Raw genomic sequence first — 16,469 nt, 5'->3', positions numbered from 1 at the left:
ACGACAAAACATATGCTGAAACCATGTTAAATATTCATTCTGCGGTATGACTTTTCTTCCGATATCCATAAATGTAAGTAAGCAACAGATCTTGATTGTTGGTGGAGGCAAAGTGGCTTTGCATAAAATTACTTTGTTAAAACGATTCACCTCAAATTTCAAGGTAATCGCCCCTCGTATTTTAGAAGAAGTAAAAGAGATAGAGGGTGTTGAAATAGAGGAAAGAAATTACGTAGAGACTGATTTAAAGTCACATCTTTTGGTTTATGCAACCACAAACAACCATGAATTGAATCACCAAATAAGTGACCAGGGTAAAAAATATGGTTGCCTGGTAAATGTGGCAGACAGTGCGGAATATAGTGATTTTGTATCACCGGCTATTTTTAAGCACGGGGAATTGACAATTGCAGTTGGGTCCAATGGTAAAGATGTAAAAGCTTCCATAGCATTGAGGAATAAAATAAAAAGGTTTTTACGTGGTTAATTTTAAGATATCGAAAAAAATATATGGAAGAAATTAAGATAGCTATTGAGGGAAAGTACAGTAAAATTATTTTTTTTGATGAGGTTCAACAAATATTAAAGGACTCCGAAATAGGATACCAGCTGCTTACTGTAGGTACTAACCGTAAATCAAATATTGCTATGGAGGAGGTAGAATTTCCTCCTGTATCCAAGTTGTTGGAAGATTCAGTTTTAGGTGAAAAGGCCGATTTGTATATTTTGCCAGCAAAGGAACTTCCATATCCATTGCTTTCGGGTCTTGATGTTTTTGCCCTGCTTCCTTCTAAAGGCATTGGCGTGGGCCAATCTTCGCCTCTCAGTGAATTGGTAGCGCTGGTTGGAAGCATAGAAAACGAAAAACTGAAGAAGTGTTTTGAATTGAAGGATGTGCGAAAAAGCTGGGGAAGGGTTGTGCTAGCCGGTTTTGGGCCAGGGGATGAAGGGTTAATTACAAAAAAAACTGAATTTAATCTAAGTCACTCCGACATTATATTCTACGACGACTTAATTAACGAAGCATATTTAAACAATACGTTTAGTGCTGAAAAGGTGTATGTAGGTAAGCGCAAGGGGCAGCACAAATTTGATCAGGAGAAGATTAATGAACTCATGTATCAGGAGGCCATTAAAGGAAAATGGGTAGTACGGCTGAAAGGTGGTGACCCTATGATTTTTGGACGTGGCGCCGAAGAGTATCATTATGTGAGTAGTAGATGGGTAAAAGCGGAGATATTACCAGGCATCTCCAGTGCCTTTGCGGCAGCGGCAAATGCTGTAATTCCTTTTACCGAAAGATCCTTGGCCTCTTCCGTTGCGTTTTTATCGGCGCATGATATGCATAAGGTAAAAATTCCCCAAGCGGATACCTTGGTGTTTTTTATGGGAGCTTCCAATCAACAGGGATTAGCAAAACTGATTATCGCGGAAGGATGGCCGGAGAGTACACCTGTTGCGGTGGTACATAATGCTTCCAATCCTGGCCAAAAAATCTATAAGGGTAACTTGTATGAATTAAAGGTAAAAGGATCGGGATTGCCTTCTCCCTCTATAATCTTTGTGGGTAAAACAGCTGGCGAATTTGCCGGTTTGCAAAATAAATGGTTGTATACTGGAGCGTCATTAGACGAAATAAAATATCGTACCGATTTGGTTCATACACCTTTGATTTCTATTGAACCTGCTATGCCAGATCAAGAAACAAAATTAGCTTTTGATAATTTGACTTCTTACGACAGGATTGTCTTTTCCGGCAGATATGCGGTTTACTATTTCTTTGAAAAGCTCTTTGAGTCTGAAAAAGATGTTCGGGATTTGTCCGGTATTCAGATTGACTCTATTGGGAGGACTACTTCGAAAGCGCTGAAAGAAAAAGGATTGATTGTGGGTGCTTTATCGGATAAAGAATCTGTTGATGGTATGTTGCAGGTGTACGGAAAGCAAAGGGTGAGCGGCGAAAATATATTGGTGCCCTGTTCAAATCAATCAACAGGAACCCTGCAAAAAGGATTGCGCAGGTTAGGTAACCGTGTGAGCGAAATACAATTGTATCAAGTGGTTAAAAATAAATCAATTGTAAAGCAAAACCTGGACGGATTCGAAGGAGTCGTTTTTACATCTCCTGCAACCGTGGAAGCTTTTTTCGAGGTATATGATCAAATCCCTTCACATTTAAAGGTTAAATGTAGGGGAAAATTAACCGAAAAACTGTTTGTCAAATTAAACAGGGGCAACGAAATTATAAAGTGACCTGCGAGTTGGTTGCGTGTAAATACGGGTAAAAAAGAATTGCCTCGTTATTAACCCAGAATTTTCAGAGACAATTCTTTATGTTTTAATATGATTATATTTTTTTAACCCGAACAGCATTCATCCCCTTTAGCCCCTTTTCAAGCTCGAAATTCACTTTGTTACCTTCGACGATTTCGTCAATTAATCCGTTTACATGGACAAAGAATTTTTCCTGGGTGTCAAGGTCCTTGATAAATCCGTATCCTTTGTCATGATTAAAGAACTCAACCCTACCTGTTCGGATGGGTTCTTCAATATCTTCTTTTTTGGGAACAGATATTTCTATATTTTCGGCTTTAATCTTTGTTTTCTTGGTCAAATCCGGCGGAGTATCCGTAATCATCCCGTTTTCATCTACGTAAGCAATCATGTTGTTTAAGCTGCCGTCAGAAGAATTAGCTTTTCGTTCTTCTTTGCGTAAAGCTTTGTCTTTACGCTTTTTCATCCTTTTTTGTTCTTTGTCTTTTTTGCCAAATGTTTCTTGAGATCTCCCCATTAAATATATTTTTATGAATAATAACTATTAAGTAATGAAGAAATAAATATAAAGAGTAAAGTGAACTGTCAAACGCCTTATAAGGTGGTGATGAAAGAACCTAATATTACTTGAAACGATCATGAATTTATACCTTCTAAAATACAAACCTGTATAGCTATTCCCAATTTATTGGGAGTGATAATTCATTGAAGGTTTCATCTATCAACTGATATTAATATATTCAGGTGAAAGGATATTTCTTGCCTATTACTTGGTACAAAGTTAAAATAAAATGTGGGACTTACCACCTATAAAACATTTCGGACTATAAAAAATCTATTTTTCAATTTACATAGTTTGATAATCTATTTAGCTATTTTTTTTTCCGAATATATCCCGATTCAGTTTGCCGGATACCAATCCTTCCTCATCGATGCTGACGGTGTTAAAGCCAAATTCCGATATTTTATGCTGAAATTTTTTTGAGAATATTGACTTGAGTGTGGGGATCTGTTCATTCGGGACTTCTATGCTGGCATTTCCTTTTTTGTATCTTACCCTTACATCATTAAACCCATTGGCGTTTAACAGGTTTTCGGCATTTTCTATCATGCTTAACCTTTCTGTTGTAATTTTTTCACCATAGGGGAATCGACTGCTTAAGCAGGGACTTGCAGGCTTATCCCATATTTCAAGGTTAAAATATTTGCTCATCATTCGGATATTTTCCTTGTTGATATTACATTCTAAAAGTGGGCTAAATACATGAAAGTCATCCGCAGCCTGCATACCTGGACGATAATCTCCTGTATCGTCATAATTGTTTCCGTTTGCTATTTCATAACCGGGGAAGGAATTATTGGCAAGTTCTTGGATGGATTTATACAGATTGGTTTTGCAATAATAACAACGGTTCACAGGATTCGAACTGTAATTGATGTCATTAATTTCGTTGGCATCAATTTCAATTAATTGGATATCGTAACTCTTGGCAAAATATCTGGCATCCGATAAGTCTTTTTCTTTCAGACTTGCCGAGTTGCTAATAACTGCTACAGCATTTTCTTTGCCCAATTGCTGTCGGGCTAAAAAGGATACCAGGCAAGAATCTACCCCGCCGGAAAGAGCAATCAAAAGTTTAGGGTGATGTTGGAACCAGGTGTTCATTCTAGCTATGTTTGATTGTATGTTTTCCATATTCCTGTAACACAAAATGGCAGGAAAAGTTGAATATAAAAAAACGCAGCCCGTTAAGAGCTGCGTTATTTTTGTTTTAATTAAAAGGATTTATTAATTCTGCTTTTTAATCAAATTCAATGCACTGCCATTTTTAAACCACTCAATTTGCTGTAGGTTGTATGTATGGTGAGCCAATATTTCTTCTTTACTTCTATCGGCATGAATAATCTCGACAGTTAAAGGTTTGCCGGGAGCAAAATCTTTCAGGTCTTTAAAATTAAATGTGTCATCCTCTTGTATCTTATCATAATCCGCCTCGTTGGCGAAAGTAATTCCCAACATACCTTGTTTTTTAAGGTTTGTTTCGTGGATACGGGCAAAACTTTTAACCAACACCACTTTTACACCTAAATGTCTGGGTTCCATAGCCGCGTGCTCACGCGACGAACCTTCGCCATAGTTATGGTCGCCCACAACAACGGTTGGTATGCCAGCTTCTTTATAAGCACGTTGGGTTGCAGGAACTTCGCCATATTCGCCAGTCAGTTGCGACTTTACTTTGTTGGTTTCACCGTTGAATTTGTTTACAGCGCCAATCAACATGTTGTTAGAGATATTATCCAGATGACCTCTGTATTTCAGCCAAGGACCCGCCATTGAAATATGGTCTGTGGTACATTTACCTTCAGCCTTAATCAATAATTTGGCTCCCGTAATATTTTCACCATCCCATTCTGCAAAAGGCGTGAGCAACTGAAGTCTGTCACTGTCTGGAGAAACGATCACTTCAACACTAGAACCATCGGCAGCTGGTGCTTGGTAACCAGGGTCTTCAACATCAAAACCTCTTGGGGGTAGTTCGTCTCCCGTTGGAGGAGTTAATGCAACCTGCTCTCCTTTATCATTGGTTAATTTATCTTTTAACGGGTTGAATCTTAGATCTCCTGCTATAGCCAAAGCGGTCACTAATTCAGGTGAACCTACAAAAGCATAGGTGTTTGGATTGCCATCGGCACGTTTGGCAAAATTACGGTTGAAAGAATGTACAATAGTATTTTTCTCTTGTTTTTCTGCTCCCATTCGAGCCCACATACCAATACAGGGTCCGCAAGCGTTGGCAAAAACAACGCCATTAATCTTCTTAAATGTATCTACCATGCCATCTCTGTCAATGGTATATCGTACTTGTTCCGATCCGGGTGTAATGGAAAATTCTGCTTTAGCCTTTAATCCTTTTTTTACCGCGTCTTCAGCTACCGATGCGGCTTTGGAAATATCTTCGTACGATGAGTTGGTGCAAGAGCCGATTAAACCTACTTCAATTTTTGTTGGCCAACCGTTTTTCACAGCCTCTTCTTTCATTTGACTGATCGGCGTAGCTTTGTCAGGTGTAAAAGGTCCGTTCAGATGCGGCTCCAGTTCATTTAAATTAATTTCAATAACCTGATCGAAATATTTTTCCGGTTCAGCATATACCTCATTGTCTGCTGTTAGCAAGTCTTTTACTTCGTTTGCGGCATCTGCCACATCATGACGGTTGGTAGCTCTTAGGTATCGCTCCATCGAGAAGTCGTATCCAAAAGTTGAGGTTGTTGCCCCGATTTCAGCACCCATGTTGCAGATGGTTCCTTTTCCCGTGCAGGATAGAGACTCGGCGCCTTCGCCAAAATACTCCACAATACAACCAGTTCCACCTTTAACGGTCAGGATTCCTGCAACTTTTAAAATAATATCCTTGGGAGCCGTCCAGCCACTTAATTTGCCGGTAAGCTTGACGCCTATTAATTTAGGGAATTTTAGTTCCCAGGGCATACCTGCCATAACGTCTACGGCGTCTGCTCCTCCAACGCCAATGGCAATCATCCCTAATCCACCTGCGTTAACGGTGTGCGAATCGGTACCAATCATCATTCCACCCGGGAAAGCATAATTCTCTAAAACAACCTGATGGATTATACCTGCACCAGGTTTCCAAAATCCAATTCCATAACGGTTTGTTACAGAGCTTAGAAAGTCATAAACCTCTTTGTTGGTGGTTTTGGCAGTGGCTAAATCTTTAGAAGCGTCAACCTTGGCCTGTATCAAGTGGTCGGCATGAACCGTAGAAGGAACAGCCGCTTTATTTTTTCCCGCTTGCATAAACTGCAATAAAGCCATTTGTGCAGTAGCGTCCTGCATGGCTACACGATCAGGGTTGAAATTTACATATGATTCACCCCTTGTAAAGGCCTCGGTCGCATCTTCGGACAGGTGAGCATAAAGAATTTTTTCGGTAAGCGTTAGGGGTTTGTCCAAAATAGTACGAGCTTTATCAACTTTAGCTCCCATCTGGGCATACACTTTCTTAATCATTTCAATGTCGAACGCCATAATTATTTAAAAGTTTTAGTGTTTCTAAAATGTTGAGCAGGTTTTTTTGAAGGTTGACTCTTCCTTAAGGAAGAACTAATCTAACTGTACAAGTGAAACCTATTCTAGTTCAACAAAATTAGTAAAAAATAGAAATAATCTGCTTTTTGTCATGTCTATTTTGTAACAACCATAGGGAGGGAATGTTTAAGGGAAGGAAAGAGGTGGTTGACTGGAGAAAAGTTGCAAAGCCCAAAGGCCTTGCAAGTATAATCATCAACAAAACATTGAAATTAATAATTGGATGACATTGTTATTTTACTTCCGTAATAAAATCTTCTTTGTTTTTTCTGACTTTAACCAAAGGCTCCAACCAATCGCTTTCAGGCTCTCTGTAGCCTAATGGCAGAAGAAGTACACTTCTTAAGTTTTTCTCTTTCAAATTTAGTATCTCATCAACTGCATGGGGATCAAATCCTTCCATAGGGGTCGCGTCCACCTCTTCGAAGGCGGCAGCAGTAATCATATTGGCAAAACCAATATAGGCTTGTTTGGCTGTGTGCACAAAGTTCTCTTCCGCGGGGCGTTGCGGATAAGTGCCAAGTAGCATCTGCCTGTAGTTTTCCCAGCCTTCGTTTTTAAAACCTCTAATTTCATTAGTTAAATCAAACATGTTGTTAATGCGCTCTTCGGTATAATTATCCCATGCCGCAAAAACCAAAAGGTGCGAACAATCTGTAATTTGTTCCTGATCCCATGCTACGGGTTTAATTTTCTCTTTGATTTCCTGATTCGTGATCACCAATATTTCGTAAGGTTGAAGTCCACTTGAGGTTGGGGCCAACCTAGCTGCTTCCAGAATTTTATCAACTTTTTCCTGGGGAACCTGGGTTCCGTTCATCTTTTTAGTGGCATAACGCCATTTTAAACGGTCTATTAAATCCATATCTTATCCTGTTTTTTAATTTTAATATGTTTATTCGAACAACAAATGTGTTCTATAGTTCAGGATTAATATGCTGTTTTAGCATGAACTGGCATTTTTTAGGCTTGAATCATTGTTTGGGGCCACTGGAATGTATCTTAAAATGGTTTCTGCATTAAGCTATTTTTTAGCTATCTTTATAATTAATTGTATTGTAAGATGATATCGAAACTTTTCATAGAAAATATAAAGGTGGCTGTGGGGGCTATCCAATCCAATAAGCTACGTACCATCCTAACCATCGTGATTATAACCATTGGCATCACGGCGCTTATTGGCATTATCACTGCGGTTCAATCCATAGAAACCGCTATTTCGAGTAATTTTACCGGGATGGGAGCCAATTCTTTTACGATTGAAAACCGAGGGCAGAATATTCAGATTGGAAAGCAAAGGCACAAGACAAAGCGACATAGTTTTATTTCGTACAAAGAAGCCATGGAGTTTAAAGAAAAGTTTGTTTTTCCGGCAATGGTTACCATATCCTACCAAGCCTCAGGAAATGCTACGGTAAAACACGAGTCGGAAAAAACAAATCCGAACGTGAGTGTTTATGGTGTAGATGAAAATTTTATTTCAACGGCAGGTCACAAGCTTAAAATAGGACGGGATTTTTTAATGGGCGATATCAAGGATGGTCGACATGTGGCTATGTTGGGGGCTGCATTGTATAAAAAATTGTTTCCGACAAAAGAATCGGCAATAGATAAAGTAATTTCTTTGGCATCCGGAAAGTACAAGGTAATTGGTGTTCTGGAAGAAAAAGGAGCGGGATTCGGAGGACAGGGAGATAACATATTGTTGCTTCCGGTGAGCAATGTACGTCAGTATTTTAGCAGACCTAAGATGTCCTATAAAATTGAAGTTAAAGCTAATAATCCCACTCAAGTGGAGGCCGCAGTGAGTGAGGCCACAGGTGCTTTTAGGTTGGTCAGGAGACTAAAAGCTTCCGATGAAAACAATTTCAATATTGTGAAGAGTGATAATTTATCCCGAATGCTGATCGACAACCTTTCCAACGTTACTTTAATTGCCAATATGATAGGATTCATCACCTTATTTGGAGCAGCCATAGGATTGATGAATATTATGTTGGTAGCCGTGGCAGAACGGACACGTGAAATAGGAATTCGCAAGGCAATTGGAGCAACCCGTAAAGCCATAAGGGATCAGTTCCTGTTGGAATCGATCCTGATTGGAATAATCGGTGGTATTTGTGGAATTTTACTGGGCATCGGGGTAGGGAATATTTTGTCTGTGATTTTTAAATCGGGCTTTGTAGTTCCTTGGGAATGGATTTCAATAAGTATATTGCTTTGCCTGGGAGTTGGATTAGCTTCGGGACTCATGCCTGCCGTAAAAGCATCCAAGCTCGATCCCATAGACTCATTGCGATACGAATAATTATCTAACCAAATCATATGATAAAATCTACTTTAAAAAGTTTCGTCGACTTTCTTTCGCGAAAGACCTTGATAGCCATATTAATAGTTGTGGCGATAGGTGTGATAATAAATCTGATTCAACCGGATGTAGAGCCGGATAAAACTGCTGTTTCGATAATGGTTTGTAACAGTTCGGATGTTGATTCCATTATGAAGATCGAAGACAATTTAGTAATGCCGATGTTATATCGGAAAGTACCCAATTTAAAGGATGTTCATTACAAAGAGCGGATGCAAAAGTTTATTGACATGATGCTTCCTTCGGTTTTGATGGCCAAAGAAAAAATTAACCAGGAGCGTTATAAAGTACTTGAAACTGATGCGGCAGTTCGCTCGGGATTAGGGACGGCTGAAGATTCCTTGTATTTGAACAAGGTGAAGAAAAATTTTAAAACCGATAAGATACCCGAAGTTCTCAGGCGCTTGCATCCGCATCCGGTGTCTATAGTGTTGGCACAGGCGGCCATTGAAAGTGGCTGGGGTACATCTCGTTTTTGCAGGGAAGCAAACAATATTTATGGAATATGGTCGTATAGTTCAAAAGAAAAGCGCATTAAAGCAGGTGAGTCGAGAAGTGGTACGGATATCTATTTGCGCAAGTACGATTCGCTATTTGAATCGATTTACGACTATTACCAAACCATCGCCAAAGCCAACGCATATAAACAGTTTCGGGAGGCTCGTTTGCAATCGGAAAATCCGTACCGATTGATCTGGTACCTGAGCAATTATTCCGAGAAACGATACGAATATGTGCGTGCGTTGCGGAATGTGATAGAATTTAACGACTTACATAATTACGATGACTACAAACTGGCAGAAATTGATAAGGAGGATGAGATTTGGAAAAACTTGCTGGAGTAACTTGGTGTTTTTACTGCTCCTATCTTTAATAGGTGCACCTTCATGTCAAGGCAAACCTTTTAATAATGGCCAATCCAGGGCAGGTATAAAATTGCCTGATGATTTTTCTGCGGTTGGATTGGTATACCATCGCTTTGGCGACGATAGATATCCCTCAACAAATACCCCGCTGGATAAGTTTGAGGAGCAATTGTTATATCTTACCCAAAATGGGTTTAAAACCTATACCGTTTCTGGTTTAATCAAAGGTGCCAACGATTCGGCAAAGAAAATATTTATAACCGTTGACGATGGCTTAAAATCTTTCTATACCAATGGATGGCCACTATTAAAAAAGTACAATTGCAAAGCAACACTTTTTGTGAACACCGAAAGTGTGGGTTGGGGCGATTACTTAAATTGGGAACAGTTAAAGAAGCTGGCAGAAGCCGGCATTGAAATCGGGTCGCATTCACACAAGCACACTTATTTCCTAAATATACCCGATTCGATGCGGGAACAAGTATTTCTTAAAGATCTAGATATTTCGGAGCAACTTTTTAAAGATAGCTTAGGTTTTGTGCCTAAAACTTATGCATACCCGTATGGGGAATATGACGAGCAAATGGCTAATCTGTTAAAGAAAAGAGGATATGAAATGTCCTTTGCTCAAAACTCGGGTGTGTGGAACTATAGAACCCATCCTTTTGCCATTCCTCGTTTTCCGATTGCGGGTAATTATGTGGAGATGGAACAATTCAGGCTTAAGGTAAATATGAAACCTATTCTTATTGGCAATGTCTCGGATTTCCCTTTTGAACTAAGTGCAGGTGAAAAAATGTATCTTCGGCTTTCTGTCGATTCAGTACATAACTTACATCGCGTCAATTGCTTTTATAATAATAAATCCAACTCTGATATCTATCAGTTTAAGGACGATACCATCCGTGTTTCTGTAAAAATGCCCAACAATTTCAGGCGAGTATTGCTCACATTTACCTCAACAGATGCTACAAATCAATGGTATTGGTGGAGTAAGCTATTTGTAAATTCAGGTGTTGAGGAATAGCAATATTCTCCCAAATGAATAAAACACAATTTAAGGCTTTTATTGATTTCGGTCGGATAAATGTTAGTTTTAGGTTTTTGTTTTTAACGATACTATACAAAATTTTATGAAAGCTAAATTAATCTTACCCATAATCATGTTAGTCGTGGTATCTATGTTTGCGGGTAACTGGATATATGGTAAAATGTCTGCAAAAAAACTGGATGCTTACCTAAAACAATTCCCGGATAATTCTCAAATGCAGTATGCTGAAGTTAAAGTAAATCCACTCTGGTCAAAAATAACTTTTAACGATTTTTCGTTTACCGACCCTAATACTAAAATAACTATAAAAAGTGAAGTGCTGTATGTTACCATGAAACATTCCGAAGCGTTGGAAATTTCAAAAACACGCAGGATCGATAAGTTGACAAAGCTTGGTTTAGATTGTAGACAATTAAAGATTTTTGAAGATGATAAGCTTATTTTGGTAAGCGAAAATACCTTGTTCGATTTTAAGGGCGATATGAGCCAGAGGATATTCGAAAAGATGGATAAACAATTTCCCGGGAATCAACAATATATCAGTCTGAATATTAAAGATGGGGAATTCAAAGGTTTTCCACTGGGAAAAGGACATAACGGGAATATACTGGCCGGATTGAACGAAATAAAATCAGCCGAATTTAAAATGTTATTTAAACCGGATGAAAAGGAGATTGAAATTGAGAAAGTTGAAATAAAGGTTGCTCATTTAATACTAAAGGGTAAAGCGGATATCAATTATCTAGGGCAAGGTTTAAATGATTTTTCCGCTTTAAAAATTGACATGGACTACGCTGTTAACCTTACGGACGAAATGACTTGGGGCGATAGTCGAACAACTGGAGCCTATACCTTGCAATCATTTAGTTCTGCTTTTGAGGGGGATTTTGAGTTTGATGATAAAGGTGAACTAATCATCCCGTCTTTGGAAGCAAAATTAAGCTTTAACCTTAAAGGGGTGACGGTAGAATACGACGAAGACGTTAAGAACAATATTGATATGTCGCTTTCTGTACTGGGGGTAAGTTCAAGCGAATTATCAGTGAATGAGTTTTCCTTCGATGCGTCGCTTAATTCAGGTAAGTGTATAGTTGAAAACACAAAGCTGGTTTTACCCTTATTTGAAGCCAGCTTGCGGGCTAGTTTAAATCTGAAATCTGGCGTTCTGGAAGATTCTGATATCGATGAAATGGAGATGCGCATCACAAATATCAACCCTAATTTAAATGAGGCTGTAAATAACTTAGCGGGAACTTTTGGACTTAAAATTCCTCGCGATGGAGAAGATATTGTTTTGGAAGTGAAAGGTTCGGTTGAAAATCCAAAGGTGAAAGGGATTCATTATTAATCTCTTTCTGTTTCTGGAAAGAGATGCACAAAAAAAAGCTCGCCATTTTTGGCGAGCCTTTTTTTATATTGTGAACTGTAAATTACTTTACAGAATCCATGTACTGAATTAATTCACACACCTTAGCTGAATAACCCATCTCGTTGTCATACCAAGAAACAACTTTTACGAAGTTGTCAGATAAAGAAATACCAGCTTTAGCATCGAAGATAGAAGTACGAGTATCACCAACGAAGTCGTTAGAAACAACCATATCCTCAGTATAACCAAGAACACCAGCTAATTCACCTTCCGAAGCTTCTTTCATAGCAGCGCAAATAGCCTCGTAAGAAGCACCTTTTTCTAAACGTGCAGTTAAGTCAACAACAGATACGTCTGGAGTTGGAACACGGAAAGCCATACCAGTTAATTTACCGTTAAGCTCAGGAATTACTTTACCTACAGCTTTAGCAGCACCAGTAGAAGAAGGGATGATGTTTTGACCAGCTCCACGTCCACCTCTCCAGTCTTTCATAGAAGGACCGTCAACAGTTTTCTGGGTAGCGGTAGTTGCGTGAACAGTTGTCATTAAACCTTCAACAATACCAAACTTGTCGTTTAATACTTTTGCTACAGGAGCAAGACAGTTTGTAGTACAAGAAGCGTTAGAAACAAAGTTCATGTCGTTAGTGTACTTAGTGTTGTTTACGCCCATAACGAACATTGGAGTATCGTCTTTTGAAGGAGCAGACATAACTACTTTTTTGGCACCGGCGTCGATGTGACCTTGAGCAGACTCTTTAGTTAAGAATAAACCAGTAGACTCAACTACATACTCAGCAGCTACAGCACCCCAGTTAATGTCAGCAGGGTTTCTCTCAGCTGAAACACGGATCTCAGAACCGTTTACGATAAGCTTACCATCTTTTACTTCAACAGTACCGTCAAAGATACCATGAGTAGAATCATACTTTAACATGTAAGCCATGTAGTCAACGTCAATAAGGTCGTTGATAGCTACAACTTCAATAGTTCCTTTGGCAACAGCCTGACGAAATACGAAACGACCGATACGGCCAAATCCGTTAATACCAATTTTAATTTTTGACATTTTATAGGTTTTTTAGAAATAATATTTACAACTCCATTAAAAATGAGTGACAAAAGTATAAAATCATTAACAATTGGTCAAACAAACACATAAGGTTTTTGTAAATAGAATATTAAAAAATGTGAAACTGGTCGAAAAGCTGTTTTACAGCATACGTGCTGGTTGTTTCAGACGTTTTTTGCTATGTGAAGGTTGCAAAATAAAACTGTTTGTAGAAGCAAATAGGTAAGAAACAAAAAAGGAGCAACCCTATTTTAAGATTGCTCCTTTTTGGCTAAATCAAATAGCTTATGCATTTTCTGTACTCATTTCTACATTTACTTTGCTGTAAGCAGGACAGTCCTCAGTGCTTTTGCAAGAGCTGAATCCTAATGCTACAAATAATCCAACGGCTGCTACTAATAAAAAGGCTTTTTTCATGACTATAATATTACAATATAATTAATGATAGTTTTTTTATCTCAGTTTTTATAGAATTAGTAACGGAATACTTTATTTTTAGTTACAAAAATCTTCCTTTTTCTGATAAACGTTAAAAAATATCTGACTAATATATACTAACTAAATTATTTCCTCATATCCTCAAACCTTATAAATTTATATTCTGTGACGGTTGAGTTTTAATGGTTAATTTATCGTTTTTTTCTCAATTTTTTCAGTGCCGAAAATGCTCGGTCAACATCTTCATCATTTACCAAAACCGTAAACTCGTAGGAGGTGGATATAACTTCAGCAATATTTATGCCCTCCCATGCAATGGCTTTCAAAATATAATAATAAAATCCCGGAACCTGCGTGTTGCTTTCATGCAGTTTTAAAGTAATGGCCGACAAGTTTTCTTTTTTCAGATGTAACATTTCGTTTCTGAAATACTCATCCACCAAATTGGCGTGTAAACTACTGATCACCAAGTTCGATTCGTGAACACCTCTAACCAGAGTGTAAAACGTATCCTGATGATGCGAGATAGATTCAAAAACCTTAGTGTGGCATTTTATTAGTGTGTTGGAATTGGTATAAGTATAATCTGTTAAATCCGAACGAACAATTATATCACCGAGCATCCGAATCATTTTATCGATGCCACGGTTTAGGTTCATGTCTAATTGCGGACTAAGCCTGTTTAGTGCCATTACAATTGCACCATGTTTGGCTTCCTTCATTAAAAACCTCTCAATATCAGGCTTAATCTTTCTGGCTAAAGCCGACACGTTAATTAACCCTTCTGCTAAAGCTTCGGATATAAATGGCTGTGCTTTAATAACAGATTCAACCGCTTGCGGTATAGTGATCATGCTTTAAAAATTTAATCAAAAATACAAAATGTTAAAAATATAACAAAGTGTTATAAAATAGTTTTATTTGCGATTGAAATTTTACCTTTCCCATATTGCCAATTATATTTGTTGTGTATTAAAGTCGTTAATTACCTTTGTTGAAAGAAAAGGCAGTGGCAACAACGTAATGATTGCCCGGTTTTTTTAATTTTAAGCAAAAATTTAACGCATAATATAATTTAATTAGTATCATGGCATTTACATTAAGAGGTTCAATAGTTGCAATTGTTACGCCGTTTCTGGATTCTGGAGAGATTGATTGGGATTCGTTTGACAACGTGATTGATTTTCATTTGAATAACAGGACGGATGGAATTGTGGTTTGCGGAACAACAGGTGAAACACCTACGTTGACAAATGAAGAGGATGAAGCATTAATTGCAAGAGCGATTAAGAGAATCGGAGGGAAAATCCCTGTAATTGCCGGAACTGGAAGTAATTGTACACAAACTGCGGTTGAAAAAACCCAAAAGGCGAAAGAATTAGGTGCTGATGCTGCTTTAGTGGTAGTGCCTTACTACAATAAACCTACTCAAAAAGGGATATACCATCATTTTAAAACAGTAGCAGAATCGGTGGATATTCCAATTGTATTGTATAATGTACCGTCCAGGACAGGAGCCGGATTAACACCGGATACAGTGCTTAAATTGGCCAGGGATTTTGATAATATTGTTGCCGTGAAAGAAGCAGCCGGAATATTATCCCATTTTACGGATATAATCGCTGGAGCTCCCGAAGGATTTATAGTTTACAGTGGAGATGACTTTTTAGCAAGTTCAGCTAATTTGTTAGGTGCGGATGGTTGTATTTCGGTCATAGCCAATATTATCCCGGAGGATTTTCATCAATTAATGAAGGTTTCGCTAGAAGGCGATACCTTAACTGCTCGTACGTTATTTTATAAATATAGAAGGTTAATAGACTTGTGTTTTATTGAATCAAACCCAATTCCTGTAAAAGCAGCCTTGGCTGAAATGGGACTGATCAAAGAAGTGTTCAGACAACCGCTATGCAGCTTGGAGGACGAAAATAAAAGACTTCTTATAGATGAAATGAAAAAGTTAAAATTAATATAAGGGTTAATTTGATGCCAATGGATAATTGTTGGTAACAAACTAGTTATATTTTGTTGGTGATGATGAAAAAGGCTATCTCGATTTATTCGAGATAGCCTTTTATCTGTTTTAATATTCTGGATTATCTTTTAATGATTTTTTTGACGGATTTTTCACCGTTTTTCTTAAATATTATAAAGTATAACCCTTTATTGAATGAAGAAAGTTCGAGTGTGTAATTGTCTCCGTAAAATGCATCGTTAAATAATACAACTCCCGAAGCATCAATTAAACTAAGATCAACTAATTCTACATTGTTATTGTTGACACTGATATTAACATATGATGTTGCCGGGTTAGGACTAACGGAAATTTGTTGTGACAATTTAAGATTTGCTCCTATAGAAGTAGGATCAGGGATTGACAATACTGCATCAATAACATGTACTACTCCATTATCAGTTAGAATGTCCGCAATTATCACTTTAGCATCATTAATGTGAATTTCTCCTTTCATTTTGGTCACTTTAATATTTGCTCCCTGCAGCGTCTCGATCATCTGACCGTCGCTAAGGTCTGTGGACATGGCTTTGCCGGCCACAACGTGGTAAAGAAGGATCTGTGCCAGGTCGCCTGTTGGGTCTTCCAGCAAGGCTTCCACGGTTCCTTCCGGCAGCGCGGCGAACGCATCGTCGGTAGGTGCAAACACGGTAAACGGCCCCTCGCCGGCCAGGTCATCGGCCAGTTCTGCGGCAATGACGGCCGCTTCCAGGGTGTTATGGTCCTCGCTGTTCACGATAATGTCAACCACGGTTGTTGTAGGCGGAAGCAATACGGCATCGATCACGTGCACCACACCGTTGTCGGCCATTACATCGGCCACGGTTACCATGGCATCGTTGATGTATACCTTGCCGTCCATGATCTTCACTTTCACTTTTTTGCCCTGCAGCGTCTCGATCATCTGAC

Annotated in this window: 15 protein-coding genes; 7 read left to right on the top strand and 8 right to left on the bottom strand. The window is 38.5% G+C overall.

Annotated elements, in window-relative coordinates; genetic code table 11:
- The first annotated feature begins 46 nt into the window (after positions 1–46).
- Positions 47–487: a precorrin-2 dehydrogenase/sirohydrochlorin ferrochelatase family protein gene (locus tag ACRD64_RS05380; protein ID WP_430932205.1), complete on the top strand. Its 441-nt coding sequence runs from the start codon at positions 47–49 to the stop codon at positions 485–487.
- A gap of 23 nt (positions 488–510) precedes the next feature.
- On the top strand, positions 511–2,253 hold the full coding sequence (gene cobA, locus ACRD64_RS05375; RefSeq protein WP_430932204.1) for a uroporphyrinogen-III C-methyltransferase: 1,743 nt from the start codon (positions 511–513) through the stop codon (positions 2,251–2,253).
- Between the two features lie 94 nt (positions 2,254–2,347).
- Here cobA and ACRD64_RS05370 read toward each other — a convergent pair whose 3' ends face one another.
- From ACRD64_RS05370 to ACRD64_RS05355, 4 genes are all read right to left on the bottom strand, one after another.
- Entirely contained in the window at positions 2,348–2,791 is a 444-nt protein-coding gene (locus tag ACRD64_RS05370) for a cold-shock protein (protein ID WP_430932203.1), read from the bottom strand.
- Between the two features lie 351 nt (positions 2,792–3,142).
- Complete coding sequence (larE, locus tag ACRD64_RS05365; protein WP_430932202.1) at positions 3,143–3,940, bottom strand: ATP-dependent sacrificial sulfur transferase LarE; 798 nt, start codon at positions 3,938–3,940, stop codon at positions 3,143–3,145.
- A 123-nt stretch (positions 3,941–4,063) separates the two neighbouring features.
- Positions 4,064–6,322 carry an aconitate hydratase gene (locus ACRD64_RS05360; RefSeq protein WP_430932201.1) on the bottom strand — a complete coding sequence of 753 codons (2,259 nt, stop codon included), beginning with the start codon at positions 6,320–6,322 and terminating at the stop codon, positions 4,064–4,066.
- 292 nt (positions 6,323–6,614) lie between these two features.
- On the bottom strand, positions 6,615–7,247 hold the full coding sequence (locus tag ACRD64_RS05355) for an NAD(P)H-dependent oxidoreductase (protein ID WP_430932200.1): 633 nt from the start codon (positions 7,245–7,247) through the stop codon (positions 6,615–6,617).
- Positions 7,248–7,445: 198 nt separating this feature from the next.
- Between ACRD64_RS05355 and ACRD64_RS05350 the strand changes: the two genes are divergently transcribed.
- From ACRD64_RS05350 to ACRD64_RS05335, 4 genes are all read left to right on the top strand, one after another.
- A complete protein-coding gene (locus ACRD64_RS05350) occupies positions 7,446–8,690 on the top strand; it encodes an ABC transporter permease (protein WP_430932199.1) in 1,245 nt (414 codons plus the stop codon).
- Between the two features lie 17 nt (positions 8,691–8,707).
- Positions 8,708–9,595 carry a glucosaminidase domain-containing protein gene (locus ACRD64_RS05345; RefSeq protein ID WP_430932197.1) on the top strand — a complete coding sequence of 296 codons (888 nt, stop codon included), beginning with the start codon at positions 8,708–8,710 and terminating at the stop codon, positions 9,593–9,595.
- Positions 9,567–10,643, top strand: coding sequence for a polysaccharide deacetylase family protein (locus ACRD64_RS05340; protein WP_430932196.1), 1,077 nt, complete (start codon positions 9,567–9,569; stop codon positions 10,641–10,643). Before ACRD64_RS05345 ends, ACRD64_RS05340 begins: the two co-directional genes overlap by 29 nt.
- Positions 10,644–10,749: 106 nt before the next feature.
- Positions 10,750–12,015, top strand: coding sequence for a hypothetical protein (locus ACRD64_RS05335; protein WP_430932195.1), 1,266 nt, complete (start codon positions 10,750–10,752; stop codon positions 12,013–12,015).
- An 82-nt stretch (positions 12,016–12,097) separates the two neighbouring features.
- Here ACRD64_RS05335 and gap read toward each other — a convergent pair whose 3' ends face one another.
- From gap to ACRD64_RS05320, 3 genes are all read right to left on the bottom strand, one after another.
- Positions 12,098–13,105, bottom strand: a complete 1,008-nt coding sequence (gene gap, locus ACRD64_RS05330; RefSeq protein WP_430932194.1) for a type I glyceraldehyde-3-phosphate dehydrogenase — start codon at positions 13,103–13,105, stop codon at positions 12,098–12,100.
- 288 nt (positions 13,106–13,393) lie between these two features.
- Positions 13,394–13,525 carry a hypothetical protein gene (locus ACRD64_RS05325; protein ID WP_430932193.1) on the bottom strand — a complete coding sequence of 44 codons (132 nt, stop codon included), beginning with the start codon at positions 13,523–13,525 and terminating at the stop codon, positions 13,394–13,396.
- Positions 13,526–13,737: 212 nt separating this feature from the next.
- Entirely contained in the window at positions 13,738–14,400 is a 663-nt protein-coding gene (locus ACRD64_RS05320; RefSeq protein ID WP_430932192.1) for a hypothetical protein, read from the bottom strand.
- A 233-nt stretch (positions 14,401–14,633) separates the two neighbouring features.
- Here ACRD64_RS05320 and dapA point away from each other — a divergent pair, with 233 nt between their 5' ends.
- The gene (gene dapA, locus ACRD64_RS05315; protein WP_430932191.1) at positions 14,634–15,521 is read left to right on the top strand and encodes a 4-hydroxy-tetrahydrodipicolinate synthase; all 888 of its coding nucleotides are present in this window, start codon (positions 14,634–14,636) and stop codon (positions 15,519–15,521) included.
- A gap of 121 nt (positions 15,522–15,642) precedes the next feature.
- Here dapA and ACRD64_RS05310 read toward each other — a convergent pair.
- A partial coding sequence (locus ACRD64_RS05310) for a fasciclin domain-containing protein (RefSeq protein ID WP_430932190.1) occupies positions 15,643–16,469 on the bottom strand: 827 nt, incomplete at its 5' end.

The organism is Saccharicrinis sp. 156 (assembly GCF_050589685.1).
In the GTDB taxonomy this organism is placed as follows: Bacteria; Bacteroidota; Bacteroidia; order Bacteroidales; family Marinilabiliaceae; genus Saccharicrinis.
Note: the sequence above shows the minus strand (reverse complement) of the source record. Positions and strands in the feature narration are given on the sequence as shown.

Excerpts from the sequence above, each read along its gene's own strand:
- ACRD64_RS05355 (WP_430932200.1), bottom strand. The coding sequence starts at position 7,247 with ATGGATTTAATAGACCGTTTAAAATGGCGTTATGCCACTAAAAAGATG.
- gap (WP_430932194.1), bottom strand. The coding sequence starts at position 13,105 with ATGTCAAAAATTAAAATTGGTATTAACGGATTTGGCCGTATCGGTCGT.
- ACRD64_RS05370 (WP_430932203.1), bottom strand. The coding sequence starts at position 2,791 with ATGGGGAGATCTCAAGAAACATTTGGCAAAAAAGACAAAGAACAAAAA.
- ACRD64_RS05360 (WP_430932201.1), bottom strand. The coding sequence starts at position 6,322 with ATGGCGTTCGACATTGAAATGATTAAGAAAGTGTATGCCCAGATGGGA.
- cobA (WP_430932204.1), top strand. The coding sequence starts at position 511 with ATGGAAGAAATTAAGATAGCTATTGAGGGAAAGTACAGTAAAATTATT.
- ACRD64_RS05340 (WP_430932196.1), top strand. The coding sequence starts at position 9,567 with ATGAGATTTGGAAAAACTTGCTGGAGTAACTTGGTGTTTTTACTGCTC.
- ACRD64_RS05320 (WP_430932192.1), bottom strand. The coding sequence starts at position 14,400 with ATGATCACTATACCGCAAGCGGTTGAATCTGTTATTAAAGCACAGCCA.
- ACRD64_RS05380 (WP_430932205.1), top strand. The coding sequence starts at position 47 with ATGACTTTTCTTCCGATATCCATAAATGTAAGTAAGCAACAGATCTTG.
- dapA (WP_430932191.1), top strand. The coding sequence starts at position 14,634 with ATGGCATTTACATTAAGAGGTTCAATAGTTGCAATTGTTACGCCGTTT.
- ACRD64_RS05350 (WP_430932199.1), top strand. The coding sequence starts at position 7,446 with ATGATATCGAAACTTTTCATAGAAAATATAAAGGTGGCTGTGGGGGCT.
- ACRD64_RS05325 (WP_430932193.1), bottom strand. The coding sequence starts at position 13,525 with ATGAAAAAAGCCTTTTTATTAGTAGCAGCCGTTGGATTATTTGTAGCA.
- ACRD64_RS05335 (WP_430932195.1), top strand. The coding sequence starts at position 10,750 with ATGAAAGCTAAATTAATCTTACCCATAATCATGTTAGTCGTGGTATCT.
- larE (WP_430932202.1), bottom strand. The coding sequence starts at position 3,940 with ATGAACACCTGGTTCCAACATCACCCTAAACTTTTGATTGCTCTTTCC.
- ACRD64_RS05345 (WP_430932197.1), top strand. The coding sequence starts at position 8,708 with ATGATAAAATCTACTTTAAAAAGTTTCGTCGACTTTCTTTCGCGAAAG.